At 73.0% G+C, this 14923-nt stretch carries 10 protein-coding genes and 1 riboswitch; of the genes, 1 reads left to right on the plus strand and 9 read right to left on the minus strand.

Going from position 1 to position 14923, the window contains the following annotated elements:
• Positions 1–161 precede the first annotated feature (161 nt).
• Both rsrA and G011_RS0108300 read right to left on the minus strand, forming a co-directional pair.
• Positions 162–473: a mycothiol system anti-sigma-R factor gene (rsrA, locus tag G011_RS0108295; protein ID WP_019608066.1), complete on the minus strand. Its 312-nt coding sequence runs from the start codon at positions 471–473 to the stop codon at positions 162–164.
• Positions 470–1186 (minus strand): sigma-70 family RNA polymerase sigma factor, encoded by a 717-nt coding sequence (locus G011_RS0108300; RefSeq protein ID WP_049800385.1) that lies wholly within the window; start codon positions 1184–1186, stop codon positions 470–472. The genes rsrA and G011_RS0108300 overlap by 4 nt, the downstream gene beginning before the upstream one ends.
• A 311-nt stretch (positions 1187–1497) precedes the next feature.
• Between G011_RS0108300 and G011_RS0108305 the strand changes: the two genes are divergently transcribed.
• Positions 1498–2319, plus strand: a complete 822-nt coding sequence (locus G011_RS0108305; protein WP_026338132.1) for a class I SAM-dependent methyltransferase — start codon at positions 1498–1500, stop codon at positions 2317–2319.
• Between the two features lie 31 nt (positions 2320–2350).
• On the opposite strand, the gene thiC is transcribed toward G011_RS0108305, so the two are convergent.
• From thiC to G011_RS0108340, 7 genes are all read right to left on the minus strand, one after another.
• Positions 2351–4045, minus strand: coding sequence for a phosphomethylpyrimidine synthase ThiC (thiC, locus tag G011_RS0108310; protein WP_019608068.1), 1695 nt, complete (start codon positions 4043–4045; stop codon positions 2351–2353).
• Positions 4039–4150: riboswitch (TPP riboswitch) on the minus strand. Its footprint overlaps the gene before it by 7 nt.
• Before the next feature lie 184 nt (positions 4151–4334).
• Positions 4335–5186 carry an SOS response-associated peptidase gene (locus tag G011_RS0108315; RefSeq protein ID WP_026338133.1) on the minus strand — a complete coding sequence of 284 codons (852 nt, stop codon included), beginning with the start codon at positions 5184–5186 and terminating at the stop codon, positions 4335–4337.
• A gap of 116 nt (positions 5187–5302) precedes the next feature.
• Entirely contained in the window at positions 5303–6340 is a 1038-nt protein-coding gene (locus tag G011_RS0108320) for a DUF3068 domain-containing protein (RefSeq protein WP_019608070.1), read from the minus strand.
• Positions 6337–11187, minus strand: a complete 4851-nt coding sequence (locus G011_RS0108325; RefSeq protein ID WP_019608071.1) for an alpha-(1->3)-arabinofuranosyltransferase — start codon at positions 11185–11187, stop codon at positions 6337–6339. Before G011_RS0108325 ends, G011_RS0108320 begins: the two co-directional genes overlap by 4 nt.
• Positions 11184–12629, minus strand: coding sequence for a glycosyltransferase family 4 protein (locus tag G011_RS0108330; protein ID WP_019608072.1), 1446 nt, complete (start codon positions 12627–12629; stop codon positions 11184–11186). Before G011_RS0108330 ends, G011_RS0108325 begins: the two co-directional genes overlap by 4 nt.
• A gap of 233 nt (positions 12630–12862) precedes the next feature.
• Complete coding sequence (locus G011_RS32045; protein WP_013154713.1) at positions 12863–13003, minus strand: hypothetical protein; 141 nt, start codon at positions 13001–13003, stop codon at positions 12863–12865.
• Complete coding sequence (locus G011_RS0108340) at positions 13000–14766, minus strand: hypothetical protein (protein WP_019608073.1); 1767 nt, start codon at positions 14764–14766, stop codon at positions 13000–13002. Before G011_RS0108340 ends, G011_RS32045 begins: the two co-directional genes overlap by 4 nt.
• Positions 14767–14923 lie beyond the last annotated feature (157 nt).

The following is a 14923-nucleotide window of genomic DNA, read 5'->3' on the forward strand; positions in this document are numbered from 1 at the left end:
CCCGCAAAAGTGCATAAAAGCCACACATCACTTCAGAGATCGCTAATAACGGAACAGGTCACAAAATCCAACAAAAAGGTGGCGGAAGCTGGAATTCCAGCTTCCGCCACCAGGTGTGCCAGGTTTCGTCCGATACCGGGCCCGGTCGTGCCCGGGCTCCCTCAGGAGGGCGCGGTGCCCGGGCTTTCCAGGCGCGCCTCCCGGGCCAACTGCTCCGTGCGCGCCCGGGCCAGGCGGTTGAGCACCTTGTCCCTCAGGTCCATCGGCACCGGATCACAGCCGCAGTGCTTGGCCACGAGCTTCTTCACCGCCTCCTCGAGCCCGTACTCGTCGAGGCAGGGCCCGCACCCGTCCAGGTGCTCGCGCACCTGTTCGTAGTTGCCCTCCTCCAACTCGCCGTCGATGTAGGTGTAGAGCTTGGCGAGCACCTCGCTGCACGGGGTGTCGCTGTGTTCGCCGTGGCCGCCGCTCATTGCCGGTCTCCTCGATCCGAGACGTCCTGTCCCCGTCCGCGCGGGGACGTCCCCGAGGCGACCGCGCCGGCCTCGGCCGCCGCCCGCGCCGGCAGGAACCCCCGCTCCACCGCGTACTCCTCCAGCATCGACCTGAGCTGGCGGCGCCCGCGGTGCAGCCGGGACATGACCGTCCCGATGGGCGTCCCCATGATCTCGGCGACCTCCTTGTACGCGAAGCCCTCGACGTCTGCGAGGTACACCGCGATCCGGAAGTCCTCGGGCAGCTCCTGGAGCGCCCGTTTGACGTCGGTGTCGGGGAGGTGTTCGAGCGCCTCGGCCTCAGCTGACTTCAGGCCCGCCGCGGTGTGCGACGCGGCCTGCGCCAGCTGCCAGTCCTCGACGTCCTCGGTCCCCGCCTGCTTCGGTTCGCGCTGCTTCTTGCGGTAGGAGTTGATGAAGGTGTTGGTGAGGATGCGGTAGAGCCACGCCTTGAGGTTCGTTCCCTGTCTGAACTGGTGGAACGAACCGAACGCCTTGGCGAAGGTCTCCTGTACGAGATCCTCCGCGTCGGCGGGGTTACGGGTCATCCGCAGCGCCGCGGAGTAGAGCTGGTCGAGGAAGGGAAGCACGTCCCTCTCGAAGCGCTCTTCCCGTTCCTCGGCTGTCTCCTGCTCCTGGCCCTGTTCCAAGCCCGTCGGCCTCCTCGCGCTGGTCCCGGTTGGGGCGTCCATACCCCAACGATACGGTCCCATGGCACGGACCCGCGCATCGGCGCCGCGTGGCGCCGACACCGTCTCCTCGCGCTCCAGGCACGTCCCGGCTGTCGGCATGGTCTGTCGGCCCTCCCCCGCATACTCGCGTGTGGCGCGCCCGGACGCTGCTGCTCCGGGCGCGGTGTAGGGGAGAACAACGCTTCGCCCGAGCTGATTCCGCGCCGCGGAGGGACGAAGGTCCCTCCTTGGGCGAACTTTGTCGTTTACCTCCGTCACCGGAGGTGAGGCATGGCAGAGTGCGGGTAGGACATCTGGAGGATGGGAGAGGAGTGCACGTGCGACCGTCCCCGACCCCGGCCTCCGACCGCCCCCGTCCCACGGCGGCCCAGTTCGCCACCCCCGACCGCCTGTCGGACTACTGGCGGTTCTACTGGGCGGTCGCCGAGGCGCAGGTCGCCCGGTGGCTCCCCGACACCCCCTCCCTGCTGCTCGACCTCTCCGGCGCGGACTACCAGGGCGCCCCGCGCGCCGTGGCCGCCGGACACGACGTGGTCACCCTGCTGCCGTCGGTGGACGTGGCGGTGCGCCGCCCGCTGACCCTGGTGAACGGGCGCGCGGTGGTGCCCCGGCCCGCCCGGCGCGGACGGCTGCGCCACGTGGTGGGCGACTCCGCCTTCCTGCGCAGCTTCGCCCCGGGCTCCTTCGACGGGGTCATCGCCGACAACCGGGTACTGTCCCGGCACCTGGCCACCGAGGAGGCGCTGGCCCAGGTCAGCCGGGTGCTGCGCCCGGGGGGCCGCGCCCTGCTGTGCGTGGACTCGGTGGTGCTGGGCATGGCGATGCTGGCCGAGCAGGACCGCTGGCCCGAGCTGAGCCACGCGCCCAACGCGGACGTGCTCTTGGTGCCCTGGCCGGACGGCTCCATCACGCGGTGCTTCACGGCCGAGCAGCTCACCGAGGCGGTCGCCGAAGCCGGTCTGGAACTGGAGTGGGTCAAGCCCCGCACGGTGCTGTCCGCCTCCACGGTGGAGATGATGCTGGCGCGCGACCCGAGGTCGATGGGACGCCTGGTGGAGATGGAACTGCGCGCCACGGAGTCCGACGACTACGTGGGCGTGCACCTGGTGGCGAGCGCGCGCAAGCCCGGCTAGGGCGGGGACGCCGCCGCCCCCGCCCCATCCCTCACCGGTGCTGCGCGGTCTCCTGGTCCGCCAGGGGCAGGTAGACCCGCTTACCCTGTTCGGCGAACTCCGCGGACTTGTCGGCCATGCCCTTCTCGATGGCGGCCACCGTCTCCAGCCCGTGCTCCTCGGCGTACCTGCGCACGTCCTGCGTGATCTTCATGGAGCAGAACTTCGGCCCGCACATGGAGCAGAAGTGCGCGGTCTTGGCGGGTTCGGCGGGCAGGGTCTGGTCGTGGAAGGACTGCGCGGTCTCGGGGTCCAGGGCCAGGTGGAACTGGTCCTGCCAACGGAACTCGAACCGCGCCTTGGACAGCTCGTCGTCCCACTCCTGCGCCCGGGGGTGCCCCTTGGCCAGGTCGGCGGCGTGCGCGGCGAGCTTGTAGGTGATCACACCGGTCTTGACGTCGTCCCGGTCGGGCAGCCCCAGGTGCTCCTTGGGGGTGACGTAGCACAGCATCGCCGTACCGAGCCAGCCGATCTGGGCGGCGCCGATCGCGGAGGTGATGTGGTCGTAGCCGGGCGCGACGTCGGTGGCCAGGGGGCCGAGCGTGTAGAACGGCGCCTCGCCGCACAGCTCCTCCTCCAGGCGCACGTTCTCCGCGATCTTGTGCATCGGCACGTGCCCGGGCCCCTCGATCATCACCTGCACGTCGTGCGCGCGGGCGATGTGGGTGAGTTCTCCCAGGGTCCGCAGCTCGGCGAACTGGGCCTCGTCGTTGGCGTCGGCGATCGACCCCGGCCGCAGCCCGTCGCCGAGGGAGAAGGTGACGTCGTACTCCCGGAGGATCTCGCACAGCTCCTCGTAGTGGGTGTACAGGAAGCTCTCCCTGTGGTGGGCCAGGCACCAGGCCGCCATGATGGAGCCGCCGCGCGAGACGATGCCGGTGACCCGGCGGGCGGTGAGCGGCACGTAGCGCAGCAGCACGCCCGCGTGGACGGTCATGTAGTCCACGCCCTGCTCGCACTGCTCGATGACGGTGTCGCGGTAGACCTCCCAGCTCAGCGCCGCCGGATCGCCGTTGACCTTCTCCAGGGCCTGGTAGATGGGTACGGTCCCGATCGGGACGGGCGAGTTGCGCAGGATGCGCTCGCGGGTCTCGTGGATGCGCTTGCCGGTGGACAGGTCCATGACGGTGTCGGCCCCCCATCGGGTGGCCCACACCATCTTCTCCACCTCCTCGGGAACGGAGGAGGTGACGGCGGAGTTGCCGATGTTGGCGTTGATCTTGACCAGGAAGTTCTTGCCGATGATCATCGGCTCGGACTCGGGGTGGCACCGGTTGGCGGGGATGACCGCCCGGCCCACGGCCACCTCCTGGCGGACGAACTCTGGGTCCACGCCCTCCCGGGCGGCCACGAACCGCATCTCGGGGGTGATGGTCCCGGCCTTGGCGTGGGCCAGCTGGGTGGTCGCGCCGCCGGACGGGGCGGACGTGTGGGCCCACTCCCCGCGGGTGGGGGCCAGGCCCCGGTGGACGTCGATGTGCGCGGTGTCGTCGGTGTACGGACCCGAGGTGTCGTACAGGTCGAAGTGGCTGCCGTTGCTGAGTTCCACCCGGCGCTGCGGGACGCGGAGGGTGTGCCCCTCGGGGGTGGCGACCTCCCGGTAGACCTTGCGTGATCCCATGATGGGACCGGTGGTCACCCGGTGGTCGGCGGTGGAACTGACGTCGCGGCCGTCGAGAGCCGTCATGGCATGCCTCCCTACGTCGGAATTACCCGAACAGGTTCTGCGGTCGGCGACACCGTTGAGTCGCCCTCTCAGCCCGCCATGGCGCGAGCTCCCGCGTTGCGTATGAAGATGTGGGGACGCATGGGGCGCCCCGGGCACGCGGGACCGGGGCGTGCCCGGTCCGTGTGGCCCCGGACACTCTATCCGTCGGCCGAGCGGGGCTGTCCACCGTCCCGGGGATAGAAAAGTGTCTCCCGCACGCCACCCCCGACAGCGCGGTCGGCTCGGGGCCGTGCCGCGCTCCCCTGGGTCAGAAGAGCGTCTGCGGCTCGTCTCCCCCGGTGTCGGAGAGCGGTTCGAGCAGGTCGGGACGGTTGTTCTTGATGCTGTTGACGTCGGTGGAGACCTCGTCCACCGCGAAGCGCTCGGCGGGGGTGTCCTGGAGCAGGTGGGCCAGCTCGTCGGCCCCGGTCGCCGGGTCCAGCCAGGCCGCCCAGTCCTCGGGGGGCACGACGACGGGCATGCGCTCGTGGATGTGGGCGAGTTCGGGGGCGGCCTCGGTGGTGACGACGGCGCAGCTCCACACCCACGCGGCGGGGTCGTCCTCGGCCACCTCCGGGTCGCGCCAGCGCTCGAAGATCCCCGCCAGGGCCAGGGGCCGGTCGTCGGGGTAGTGGATGGAGTAGGGCTTCTTGTCCGCCTTGGCCTTGCGCTTCTTGTGGTGGGGGTCGGTGACCGGCGAGGTGCTGGCCTGCACGGTCCCGTCCCTGCCGATCAGCTGCCACTCGTAGTAGGCGTCGGCGGGCAGCAGGCAGCGGCGGCGCCGGAAGGCCGTGCGGAAGGCGGGCTTGTCGGCGATGGTCTCGCTGCGGGCGTTGATCATCCGGTAGCCGATGTTGCGGTCCTTGGCCCAGGAGGGCACCAGTCCCCAGCGCAGGGTGTGCAGGGAGCGGGGCCCCGGCTCACCCCGGTCCTCACCCTGCGGGGGCGGTCCGAGCACCGCGTACACGGGCCTGCCGGGTGAGATGTTGTAGTCCGGGTCCAGCTCCTCCAGCGGCGGCCACGCCCGGGGATCGGTCTCCTCGGGAAGGGCCTGTTCGGGCAGGCCGAAGGCGAGCTGCAACTGGTGCACGTTCCGGGACTGGGCATAACGACCGCACATGGGTGTGATCCTACGGTCGAAACGGCTCGTTCTCCCCCGGAACACCCGTATCCGCCGGTGTTTCCCGCCCCGGGGCACCGGGCGCGGCTCGGGCGGCCCGCCGGTTCCGCCGGACCTCAGCTCGGCGCCGGCGCGACGGGCTCCCCCTCCGCGCGTCCGGGGCCCCGCTCCGCTCCCCCGTCCGCGTCCCGGCCCCGCCGGGCCCGGACCAGGCCGACCAGCACGACCAGGCCGCCGAGCGGGGTCAGCGTCCACGGCGCCCACGAGGAGAGGGCGCGCAGCAGCACCGAGCGCACGCGGGCCTGCTCGGCCTGGGCCGCGACCTGCTGCTCGGCCAGGACCAGCTGCGCGTACAGCAGGGGCGCCTCACCGCTGTCGTTCTGCGGGCGCAGGGTCTCCGCGCGGGTCTCGTGGGCGTTGACCACGATCCCGCTGACCGGTTCCACCCAGAACGTCCGGCTGACCTCCAGCCAGCGGGTGGCGGTGACCGTGCCCGTGGCCCCGGGGCGGAACAGGGAGGCGGGCACGGGGCGGGCCGAGTCGGGCATCTGGGTGGACTCGATCCACTGGCTGTACCGGCGCACCGGTACCCCCGCCACCTCCTCCCACTCCTGGAACTCCAACATCGGCGCGGACCGCACCTCGGCGTCGTAGAAGGGGTACTCGCCCTCCCCGTCCCCGGGCGGCCAGAAGTACACCAGCCCCGCCTGCCGGACCGCCCGGTCGCCGTCGACGTGCTCACCGCAGCAGTTGACCGCCCGGCCGGTCTCCCGGTCGACGATGACGCGGCGGCTCCAGTGGTCGATCATCCGGTCGGGCACGGAGGTGTCCACGGACATCTCCCACGCCGACCAGTCGCCGCCGTGCGCGGAGGCGTCCACCCGGGTGACCCGGCTGAGCTCGGCCGACTCCACCCACGACCACGTGGAGGTGTCCAGGTAACCGGCGTCCTCGTCCAGCATGCGGATGTCTAACTCGGCCTCGGCGGGCAGCAGGGCCATCCGCTCGTACACGTAGAGCGGGAGCAGGGCGGCCAGGGTGAGCAGGAAGGCGCCCACGGCCACCAGCAGGGTGCCGCGGGGCAGGGAGCGCCCCGGTCGGCGCTCGGGGCCGACCTGGCTGGGGGCGGCCTCCCCGACGCCGAGCGCGCTCATGTCCGGGCCTCCTCGGGGTCGTTCTCCCACCGGTCGTCGTCCGAGGGGCCCCCGTCGTGGGGAGCGCCGTCGGCCTCATCGCTCACAGGAGTGGCCGGGGTGCCGGTAGCGCCGTGAGACCCACTGGCCCCGACAGCATCAGTCCTGTATTCCTCAGGAGTCGCATGGGGACCAGCCGCACCGTTAGCCCCACCGGCCTCGGCACCATCAGACCCGTATCCCTCACCCGAAGCACCGTTGACCCCGGCACTATCAGACCCATGTCCCTCAGGAACCGCATGGGCCTTAGAGGCACCATTGGCCTCGCTGTTTCCCTCGGTGTCAGCAGCCTCGGGTCCTCGTTCCTCACGAACCCCACCAGTACCGCTGGCCTCCACAACCGCAGTCCCCTGCCTCTCGGGGACCTCATGGGCCCCAGCAGCCTTGCCCGTCCCGTCAACGACGGCACCACTGGCCACATCGGTCGTATCGGCCACACCGGCCGCACCACCGGACGGAGCGGACCCGTTCGCCCCGCCACCGGCGTTCGCAGCGGCCGCTCGGACACGGACCGACGGCGGATCGGCGTCGGCGTCCTCACCGTCGCCCGGCTGGCCCAGGGCCAGTACGAGCCGGGCCAACGCGGGCAGGCACAGCAGTTGTGAGACCCAGCCGCGCAGCGCTCCCCCGAACACCTCGGTCACCTCGTGGAAGGGCATGTACAGCGCCAGGTAGGTACCCGCGCCCATGGCCAGCCCGGCCAGCGCCAACGACACCGCCACCGGCCAGGGCCCCGCCAGAAGCGGCAGCGTCCGCCCGCCCATGGAGGGCCGTCCCGGCTTGGCGTGCCGCAGCCTCCGGGGCGCCCGGCGCCCCAGCCACCACATGCACACCAGGATCACCGCGACCAGGGCGGCACCGACCGCACCGGCCACCCACACCCCGTAGACCAGTCCCAGCGGCAGCACGACCCGCCGCCCCAGCCATCCGGGCCCGGCGTCGGGCAGGGCGCGGGCGCCCCGCGGGGCCGCGGCCCCGGCCGCCGCGCCCCCGGGCAGCAGACGCCTGGGCCACAGGGCGGCGACCACCAGCACCGCGGCCAGCGCGGCGCCCACGGCCAGGGCCCGGTGGTAGGCGGTGTCGGGCGCGTAGGTCAGGGTGACGGTGCCCGCGCTGCCCGCGGGCAGCACCCAGGCCTGCTTCCAGCCCTCCAGCCGGATCGGCTCCAGTGCGGCGTCAGCCCCCTCCAGGCGGGCCCGCCAGCCCTCGTTGAAGTTCTCGTTGACCACCAGCAGGCTGTCCTCGGCGACGTCCACGTCGAAGCGGCGCTCGCCCGGGCCCCAGGCGTGCACCCGCTCCACCTCGGCCATGGCGACCTCGGGGCGGTCCGAGACGGGGTCGGCGGACTCCACCAGCGCCGAGCGCACCTCGTAGCGGTTGCCCGGATCGACCACGATCCGGTTCTCGCCCCCGACCAGGTCCAGGTCGGTACAGCTCTCGTAGCGCAGCGGGCGGCCGGTGAGCTGGTCGGCGAGGGTGCCCCGGCTGATCCGCGTCTCCACCCGCTGGTCGTTGACCCGCAGCGTGGGGCCCAGGCCGCACGCGGTGGAGGCGTCGCCCTCGGGCAGCGGCTCCACCGGCTCCACCCCGGGCAGGGTGACGGTGCCGATCTCCAGGGCCTGCCCCTCGGGGCGTTCGAAGGTCACCCGCAGCGACTCCGCGGTGAACTCGGCGAAGTCCACCCGGCCGCTGCCGTCCAGCCACCCCTCGCGCACGGTACCGCCGCCCTCGACGGTCACCCGGATCGGCCGCAGCACGCTGTCGGCGCGCGGGAACTCCACCTCCAGGTGCCCGATCTCGGTGGGCGCGCCCAGCTCGATGTCGAGCCAGGGGTTCTTCTCCTCCGGGTCCGGGTACCAGACGGTGCTCTCGTCGTCGTCCAGCGCGCCCCGGCCCATCGCGGCGGGGTGCTGTACGGCCGTGGAGGAGGCCGTCACGTGCGGGTGGGGGCTGGCCCGGTTGGCGGCGTTCTCCGCCTCGCGGGGGTCGGTGAGCACGACCTCGCCCGAGACCGTGTGCGGGGCGGAGGCCGACTCCGCCGACAGCTCGAACGTGCGGTCCAGGCGGCGCGCGTCCTCGCCCCGCACCTGGAGGTCGGGGTTGCACACCCACACGTGCGAGCCCTCCATGCAGCCGGGCGCGGTACCGGTGGAGCCGGTGAACAGCAGCGTTCCGGCGTCGGCGGGGCCGGGGACCCGCAGCGTGCGGGCCGGTTCCAGGCCGGGCACGGAGATCGAGGCGACACCCACCCGGGTACCGAACCGGTACTCCGGCTCCCAGGCCAGCTCGTCCACGCGCACGCGCAGTGTGGCGGTCGCGCCGGGCGGGGCCGCCAGCTCCTGGGGCTCCTCGGTCTCGGCGACGGGCACCTGCGCCTCGCCGCCGTCGGTGACGAGGGTGACCCGGGAGGGCGGCGGCTCGCCGGGCAGGTGCTCGAAGGCGACGCTGAGCCCGTTCAGGTCCTGGGGCTCCTCGAACTCGACCTCGATCCACTCCCCCAGTGCGCCGGTGAAGGCGCTGGACCGCCAGGAGGTGGTGAGGTCGTCGTCGAGCGCGGCGTGCGGGGCGTGCCCCGGGTCGCGGTCGGCGGCGCGCGCCCCCGCTCCGCTCTCCGCGGAGGAGGCGCGCACCGAGGCGATCCCGACGTCCTCGGCGTGGGCGACGTGGTCCTCCCACGCCGGGTCGAGGACGTCGGGGGCGGGGACGTCGCGTTCGAGCTCCTGGTCCTCGGTGAGGGTGGCCGACACGTTGCGGCGCACGTTGGAGTAGACCACCTCGCGACGGCGGGCGGTGTCGGTGACGATCGTGTCCCGGGCGGCGACCTCCCCGGCTCCGGGGTCGTCCCCGAGCAGGATCGGGCGGTCGTCGTCGACCACCCCCTGTTCGGCCAGGTGGAGCACGGACTCCGGGCCGCCGGTGACCCGCAGCACCTCGTCGGCGGGCACGGTGCCGACGGTGGGCGCGGCGTCCTCCACCTCGTAGACGCTCAGCGCCCGGTAGGGCTGGTCGAACCATTGGGAGGCGGACTGGTGGTCCAGCGAGCCGATGACCGGGCCGAACTCGGCGGCCCGGGTGATACCCGGCGAGTCGGCCAGGGCCTGGTGGACGCGGGCGGGCCAGCCGCCGTTGTTGCCGGTGCGCTGGAGGTCGTTGCGCACGAGGAGGTGGGTGACGCCCATGCGCGCGAAGGTGTCGGCGAGCCCTGCGGAGCCGCGTCCCGAGGAGACGCGCTGGTCGATCTCGTGGGTGACGCGGGAGACGCCCGCCGAGCCCCACGGGATGATCTGGTGGTTGGTCCAGGCCCCCTCGAACAGCGGTTGCAGGGGTTCGTCCATGGGGCGGCCCCACTCGTACTCTCCGCGCGCCGAACCGGGAAGGGCCATGGTCATACCGCGCTCGCCGGCGCGCGCCTCCAGCCAGTCGGTGGCCTCGTACCAGTAGTCGGGGATCTGCGCGAAGCCGCCTGCGGGGGCGATCCCCACGGTGCCGACGGGCACGAGGGTGGCCGCGAGGACGGCGGCGGTGGCGCCCGCGACGGTGCGGCGCACGCGTCCGGGCACGGGCGTGCCCCCGCGGTCGGCCAGGTCCCGGGCCACCACCACGGGCAGGTGGGCCAGGCCCAGCACCAGGGGCAGGCGCACGAGCGCGTCGAACTTGTGCACGTTGCGGAACGGGGAGAGGAGGCCGTCGAACAGCTCGCGCATGGTTGCCGCGAAGGGGCCCGTGAGGTCGCCGGTGAAGCCCGCGACGATGACCGCGGTGCCGGTGAGGAGGCTGGCGATGAGGAAGAGCCGTTCGGGGGTGCGCCGGTTGACCAGCCCGGCCAGGCCCAGTCCCGCCACCAGCGCGGTGACCGCGATCAGCCAGGGGGTGGTGGACAGCTCCGCCCCCGAGGGCAGCGCGGTGTTGCCCTGGTCGGGCAGGAAGCCCATCCAGTTGGAGGTGCCGCGCAGCGCGTTGAGCAGCGAGGTGACGCCGGTGGTGACGGCGGCGTCCTCGGTGTAGGGCATGAACGAGAACACGTACCGCGCCATGAGGAGCAGCGGCGCGACGTACCAGAACGAGGCCAGGACCAGCGCGACCGTCCACCAGGCCATCAGGCGCCACTTGCGCGGACCGTTCGCCCGGGTGAGCAGGTAGAGCCCCGGCACGACCAGGACGGCCAGTTCGGAGGCGGCGTTGGTGCCGCCGCACAGCAGGAAGGCCAGGCCCGACAGCAGGGCCATGCGGGCGGGCGAGCGGCCGTGCCGGGCCCCGAGCACGAGGGGCAGCAGGATCCACGGCATGAGCAGCATGGGCTGCAACTCGGCGGAGTTGTACGACAGCAGCGTCAGCACGCGGGGGGCCAGCGCGTAGGCGACCCCGGCCAGGATGCGGGTGTTGACGGTGCCGATGCCCAGCGCCCCGGCGACCTTGTACACGCCGGTGAACGCGGCGACGAGCAGGACGGCCATCCACAGGCGCTGGATGAGCCAGTCGGGCATGCCGAGCAGGTCGAACAGCAGGTGGAAGGGACCGTTGGGGAAGAAGTACCCGTAGGCCTGGTTCTGGATCTGGCCGAAGTAGGAGGCGTCCCACAGGTGCAGGGCGCGCTCCATGAACCCCAGGGGGTCGGCCGTCAGGTCGAGCTTGGTGTCGCTGACGATCCTGCCGGGGTCGATGCTGGCGGCCAGCGCTCCCAGGAGCAGGCACACCGTGAGGACCTTCAGCCGGGCCAGGAGGCGGGGATCGGCACCGCCGGGGCCGGTGGAAGGTGGTGTGCGGGAATCCTCCGGTTCGCGCCTGGCGGTGGATTCCGTCGGTGTCACGTCTTCGCTTTCCTGCCTGCTGCCGTGTTCCGGGCGTCGGGGGCGCCCGGGTCGTCGGAGGTGAGGGGGTCGGGGACGGGGGCGTCCGGTGCGGGGGCGGTGCCGGGAGTGGGGACGGGGGCGTCGGTGGCGGGGGCGTCCGGTTCCGCGGCGCCGGGCAGGCCCAGCTCCCTCGCGACGAGCCGGGTCATCCGCGCGCCGCTGGCCTCCCACGTGAACCGGGACGCCCACGCGCGGCAGGCGCGGCGGACGGCTTCGGCCCGGCGGGGGTCGGACAGCTCCTCCAGGGCGCGCGCGACCACGTCGGCGAGTTCCTCGCCCTCGCGTACGAGCCACCCGGTCTCGCCGTCGCGGACCGAGTCGCGGAGTCCGTCCACATCGTAGGCCACGGTGGGCACGCCGAGGCGGGCCGCCTCGATGACGGTCAGGCCCCAGCCCTCGAACTCGGAGGCGGTGACGTGGAGGTGGCACGAGGCCAGGACGCTGTTCTTGTCCTCCTCGGGCAGGAAGCCGTGCAGGCGCACGCGGTCGCCCGTGCCGTCACGGGCGACCTGCTCCGCCAGGGGTTCGCCCTCGGGGCCGCGGCCGATGATGTGCACCTTCAGGTCGGGGTGCTCCTCACGCAGCGCGCGGGCGAGGTCGACCACCCGCGAGACCCGCTTCTGGACGACCAGGCGGCCCAGGCTGACCACGGCCGGGTGGCCCATGTCGGCGGGGGCGGGCGCGTCGTCGAGGGGCTTCTGGGGCCCGGGGAGTCCGCCGTTGTGGATGATCTCGATCGGCGCGCGCCAGCCCAGCTTCTCGCGCATGGCCCGGCGGGAGGACTCCGAGACGGTGACGGTGGTGCAGCGGCGGTAGACGCGCGAGGCCACGACCGACTCCAGCGTGCGGCCCAGCCAGGCGACGGGCGCCGGGAAGTAGGCGTTGAACTGGAGGTCGTGGACGTGGTGGACGACGCTGACCACCCGCGTGCTGCGGCGCAGGACGAGGCGGCACAGGAAGGGGACGCCGTTCATGCAGTCGAAGGCGAGCTGGTACTCGCGGCGCCACAGGGCCAGCCACGCCATGACGCGCGGGTAGACGGTGAACCTGCCGCCCATGCGGCGGATGACGATCCCGTCCCTGGTCTCCACGCGCGCCTGGTGGGGCTCGCGGCTGGTGAGGAAGGTGACGATGGCCCCGCGTTCGGCCAGGTGGCGGCTGATCCGCCAGGAGTACTCCTCGGCTCCCCCCGCGGTGGACTGCCAGGGGTCGCGCCAGTTGACCATGACCAGGCGGACCCCGTCCAGGCGCGGCCCGAGGTCGGCGGGGACGTCCGGACCAGCGGGTGTGCCCGTGCCGGTCGGGACCTGGACGGGGACGACGGCGGCCGGGGCCTCGGTGACCGCGGGCAGGCCCGGTTCCGTCTCCTGACGGATCCGGTGGACCTTCTGGAAGACCACACGCTCTCCTTCCGCGCGGTGTCCGGCCGGACCGCGTGCCGCTACCTCGCGCGTGCGGGTGAACACGCACGGCGACCCCCTGGGGGAAGGGTGGAGCGCACGCCGAACGGGCCCGTGGGCCGGACGTCGGTGGTGGTAGGCGGCCGGGGGAGGGCACCCGGGGCCGCGGGAGTCGGGGAGTGGGGCGCCCCGCCGGGGGCGGAGCGCCCGCGAACCTCCGCCGTACGGCCGCCCTAGCGGTCGCCGTAGTTGTAGAGGGTTTCGTTCACCGGTTCCGCGGTGGCGGTCGAGTCCGTGGCGAGGCTGGTGGCCACGAAGGTGGCACCTCCCGCCAGGGCCGCGCCGATGACGCAGGCGGCGATTACCTTGATCACTTGGGGATCTCCTTCCGCGCGCCCGATCCCGCGCTGGGTCCGGAGCGCTGGAAAACGAGACTAGAACCTGATCTAGCCATAGACCAGATGATTGCCCCAACTGTAACTAACCCGCCGGTAACTTCCAACCCCGGAATGCCAGCTTTGTCAGCCTTTACATGCTGGTCCTGCACCCGAAGAAGCACCATGTCGGAGCCCTCCACCACCACGGACAGGCCCTCCACACCTGACCAGAACTGGTTATCGGCTGGCGCGGACACCGCCACGTACCGCACCCCCAGCCCGCCCAGCGCTGCGGCGTCCAACCGCTCGGGCAGGCCCGTCGCCGGGTCGGGCCCGAGCACCCCGGCGACCCGCCGCGCCCGCGCGTCCTCCCCGGTCACGACCACCTCTCCCCCGTCCGGGGTGCCCACGACCAGGTCGTCGTTCCACAGGGTGCGCCGGTCGAAGAGCTTGGTCGCCGGGTCCAGGACGACCGTGGCCCGCCCCGACCAGTCGGGGCCGCGGTAGGCGCTCCAGGGCAGCACCAGCACCGCCCCGGGCCGGTCGTCGGCGGCCACCGCCTCCTGCGCCGCCAGCCACTCCCCGGGGTAGTGCACCGGGGCCAACCGGCCACTCGCGCCCCACAGCAGCCCCGGCAGCACCACCACCGGCAGCAGCGCCACGAACACCGCGAGCCCCGTCCGCAGCGCAGCACCCTGCCGTCCGGCCAGCCACCACACACACGCGCCGAGGCCGAGCGCCTGGACCAGGGACAGCGGGGCCACGTAGAGCTGGCCGTCGCGCAGCGGCCCGAATCCCGGCCAGGCGGAGATCAGCCAGACCAGCAGCGCACGCCCCGGCCCGGTGGCACCCAGCAGGGCGATCAGCAGGCCCAGGGCGGCGGCCACCGAAAGACCGGGGCCGAACGCCGGCCGCTCCCGGCGCAGCAACCACACCCAGCCCGTCAACGCCAGCAGACACAGCAGCAGGCGGGCCGCGGCCGTCACCGGCTCGCCGTAGCCCGCCGGAACCGCACCGGAGTTCCACACCCCGCCCAGGAGCAGCAGGGAGCCGAGGACCCCGAACGGGGTGTCCGAACGGGCCGCGAACGCCGCCACCCCGGCCGGGTCCGTACCCGCCCCGCTGACCAGGGACGGAAGCAGCCAGGGCAGGGAGACCACCACCAGCGCCAGCACGAACAGCACCGCCCGCCCCCACCAGCGCGGCGCGCGCGGACGGGCGGTGAGGGCGACGGGACCGGCGGTGAGGGCGGTCAGCACCACCGACGAGAACCCGCCGACCGCGGCGGGCACCAGAGCGCGCACCAGCCCGGCGAGCCCCGAACCCGGCCGCACCCTCGCCAGACGGACGGCCGCCCCCACCACCCACGGCAGCCCTGCGTAGCCCAGCAGCATCGCCCACTGGCCCAACAGCAGCCGCTCGGCCACGAACGGGTTCCACACGTAGGCCGTCCCGGCGGCGGCCGACGCCACCAGGACCCCGGCGCCGCCGCGGGGCAGCACCCGCAGCACCAGGCGCGCGGCACCGGCCCCGCCCACGGCGAACACCGCCAGCAGCGCCAGCGACTGCACCGCGTCCCCGGGCAGAAGCGCGGACAGCGCCGCCACCACGGCGTCACTGGGAATCGCGCGGGGGAACCCGTCCGCACCCCGCAGCACCGTGCCCAGCGACAGGTCGGGCACGAACACCATGTCGTAGCGCAGCACGTATCCGGGCCCCAGCGCGGGACCGAGCGCCAGCACACCGGCCAGCAGTCCCACGGCCCACGGCAGCAGACGGGGCAGCAGCCGGACGCCCCCTTCTCCTCTGGCGCCCCTTCCGCGACGAACGCCCCTTCCTCCCGGGGCTCCCCGCACTCGCCGGACCATCAGCCCTGTGAACGACACCGTCGACCTCCGCCCCTGGAAAGCAACCCCT

It is taken from the genome of Nocardiopsis sp. CNS-639 (assembly GCF_000381685.1).
GTDB lineage: Bacteria > Actinomycetota > Actinomycetes > Streptosporangiales > Streptosporangiaceae > Nocardiopsis > Nocardiopsis dassonvillei.

Excerpts from the sequence above, each read along its gene's own strand:
- rsrA (WP_019608066.1), bottom strand. The coding sequence starts at position 473 with ATGAGCGGCGGCCACGGCGAACACAGCGACACCCCGTGCAGCGAGGTG.
- G011_RS0108300 (WP_049800385.1), bottom strand. The coding sequence starts at position 1,186 with ATGGACGCCCCAACCGGGACCAGCGCGAGGAGGCCGACGGGCTTGGAA.
- thiC (WP_019608068.1), bottom strand. The coding sequence starts at position 4,045 with ATGACGGCTCTCGACGGCCGCGACGTCAGTTCCACCGCCGACCACCGG.
- G011_RS0108315 (WP_026338133.1), bottom strand. The coding sequence starts at position 5,186 with ATGTGCGGTCGTTATGCCCAGTCCCGGAACGTGCACCAGTTGCAGCTC.
- G011_RS0108320 (WP_019608070.1), bottom strand. The coding sequence starts at position 6,340 with ATGAGCGCGCTCGGCGTCGGGGAGGCCGCCCCCAGCCAGGTCGGCCCC.